Raw genomic sequence first — 2,323 nt, 5'->3', positions numbered from 1 at the left:
CGCCCGCGCCGGCCGCCGCACCCGTCACCCACGCGGGCGCGTCGTCGGCGAGGAACAGCGCCGCGAGGGCCAGGATCAGCACGAGTCCCGGCACGATGAAGCACACGCCGCCGAGCAGCGCGCCCGCCGCGCCGCGCAGCCGCCACGCGCAGAGGATCGCGAGCTGCGTCGACGCCGGTCCCGGCAGCAGGTTCGTGACCGCGACGCCGTCCTCGAACTCGCGGTCGGTGAGCCAGCCGCGCCGGGTGACGCACAGGTCGCGCAGCAGCGCGATGTGCGCGGGCGGCCCGCCGAACCCGACGCAGCCGATCCGCCCCCACTCGCGGGCGATCGTCCCCAGCCCCACCCGGCTCACTACGCCGCCCCCGCCACGACCCGGCCCGCAGGCGACGTCCGGCGCGGCGAGCGGTGGCCGAACCCGCTCACGACGCGTCCGCGGCGCGCGTCGGCGAAGGGGTCCGGTCGGTCGGCTCCCCACCGTGCCGGACGGGCGTCCCCGGCCGGTCGGGGATCAGCGGTGCGGCCTTCACACCGGGCACCCTACCCAGCGCCGACGGGCCGCCGGCGGCTACGTCACCGGCACGATCCGGGCCTTCAGCAGCACGCCGTCGGCGATGTCGAGCAGCCCGACCGTGCCGTGCGGCTGGCGGCGGCGGTCGGTGGGCGAGCCGGGGTTGAAGATCCGCACGCCGTCGCCGGTGACGTCCATCGGGATGTGGGAGTGGCCGAACACCACCAGGTCGGCCGCGGGGAACCGGCGGCGCAGCCGGGCGGTGCGACCGGTCGCCTGGCCGCTGTCGTGGACCATCGCCACGCGCAGGCCGGCCAGGTCGACCTCGACGGTCTCCGGCGCGCCCCAGGCGACGACGTCCGGGCCGTCGTTGTTGCCGCACACCGCCGTCACGGGCGCGTACTGCGCCAGCTCGTCGAGCACCGGCGCGACGCAGACGTCACCGGCGTGCAGGACGACGTCCGCGCCGCGCAGGTGCTTCGCCACTTCCGGGGGACACGACTTCCACCGCCGGGGCGCGTGGGTGTCGGACAGCACGACGACCCGCATGGCGGGCACCGCACCCCGCCCCGGTCAGGTGGCGGCCGGGCCGGCGTCGCCGCCGACGGTCAGCTCCTTCAGGAACTCGTGGCACTGCTTGGCGCGCGCGGAGTCCTCCTCCATCACCCGCCGGAAGAACTCGGCGATCTCGGTGCGGCCCGCGTTCTCGGCGTCACGCACGTACTGGCCGTAGTCGTGGCCCGCCTTGAGCGCGTGGTACTGCACGGAGATCAGGTCGTAGGCGACGTCGTCGAAACCTGTCTCACCGGTGGCCATGGTCACTCCTCGGGGTCGGGCGGTCGGTCGGTGGTCGTCCACTCCATACCCGGCGACGGCGCCGTCAACCGTCCGTCACGGACCCGGTCGCGCTGAGTGGCGGGGGTGCGGGGTTGCTTGTACGGTGCGAAGTTGGGTTGAGACGACAGCCTGATCAGGCTTGACGCGGCCACCGCGCAACAGCGGTTGGAGGAACCCATGAGAATCGCGGTCGTTTCGGCGCACGCGAACCCGTTGCCCGTCCTCGGTGACGCCGAGGAGGGCGGTCAGGACGTCCACGTCGCGGACCTCGCGGCGGCCTTGGCGGAGGCGGGCCACGACGTCGTGGTGCACACCCGCCGCGACTCGGTCCGGTCGCCCGACCACGTGCGCACCCGGCGTGGCTACGACGTGGTGCACGTCCCGGCCGGACCACCCAGCGCACTTCACCCGGACGAGTTGCTTCCTCACCTGGACGAGTTCACCCGGTTCCTGCGCGCGCAGTGGCGGGCCGACCCGCCGGACGTGGTGCACGCGCACTACTGGACGTCCGGTGTGGCCTCGGTGCTGGCCGCCAACGGCCTCGACGTGCCGGTGGTGCAGACGTTCCACTCGCTGGGCGCGGTGGAGCAGGAGGACGGCGACCACGACGTCCCCGAGGCCCGCGTGTCCACCGAACGGCTGATCGGGCGCGAGGCGACCCGCGTCGTCGCCGGCTGCACCGACGAGCGGGCGACGCTGGTGCGCCTCGGCGTGCCGCGACCGCGGATCTCCGTGGTGCCGCCGGGCGTCGACAGCGGGCAGTTCAAGCCGGAGGGGCCGCGGCTCAACCGGCAGGCGCCGCACCGGATCGTGGCGGCCGCGTCCGGCGCCGACGACGTGATCGCGGTGCTGAGGTCGTTGTGGGACACCGAGTTGGTCGTGGTCGGCGGTCGGCCCGGTGACGTGCGGCGGTTGCGCGAGCACGCCGGCGCGCACGGCGTGGGCGACCGGGTCCGGCTGGTCGGCCGGGTGCCG

4 protein-coding genes are annotated in these 2,323 nt (G+C 74.9%); 1 reads left to right on the top strand and 3 read right to left on the bottom strand.

Features of this window, described 5'->3' with window-relative positions; genetic code table 11:
• From ACFQ3T_RS35965 to ACFQ3T_RS35955, 3 genes are all read right to left on the bottom strand, one after another.
• A partial coding sequence (locus tag ACFQ3T_RS35965; protein WP_380730528.1) for a chromate transporter occupies positions 1–346 on the bottom strand: 346 nt, incomplete at its 3' end.
• A gap of 222 nt (positions 347–568) precedes the next feature.
• Positions 569–1,060 carry a metallophosphoesterase family protein gene (locus ACFQ3T_RS35960; RefSeq protein ID WP_380730525.1) on the bottom strand — a complete coding sequence of 164 codons (492 nt, stop codon included), beginning with the start codon at positions 1,058–1,060 and terminating at the stop codon, positions 569–571.
• A gap of 24 nt (positions 1,061–1,084) precedes the next feature.
• Positions 1,085–1,327: an acyl carrier protein gene (locus tag ACFQ3T_RS35955; protein WP_380730523.1), complete on the bottom strand. Its 243-nt coding sequence runs from the start codon at positions 1,325–1,327 to the stop codon at positions 1,085–1,087.
• Positions 1,328–1,525: 198 nt separating this feature from the next.
• Here ACFQ3T_RS35955 and ACFQ3T_RS35950 point away from each other — a divergent pair.
• A partial coding sequence (locus ACFQ3T_RS35950; RefSeq protein ID WP_380730520.1) for a glycosyltransferase occupies positions 1,526–2,323 on the top strand: 798 nt, incomplete at its 3' end.

This window comes from Saccharothrix hoggarensis (assembly GCF_042678885.1).
GTDB classification, from domain to species: Bacteria; Actinomycetota; Actinomycetes; order Mycobacteriales; family Pseudonocardiaceae; genus Actinosynnema; species Actinosynnema hoggarensis.
The sequence above is the reverse complement of the archived record's forward strand: the minus strand, read 5'-3'. Positions and strand labels throughout refer to the sequence as shown.

Bases quoted from the DNA above. Each gene is read 5' to 3' on its own strand.
- ACFQ3T_RS35955 (WP_380730523.1), bottom strand. From the start codon at position 1,327: ATGGCCACCGGTGAGACAGGTTTCGACGACGTCGCCTACGACCTGATC.
- ACFQ3T_RS35960 (WP_380730525.1), bottom strand. From the start codon at position 1,060: ATGCGGGTCGTCGTGCTGTCCGACACCCACGCGCCCCGGCGGTGGAAG.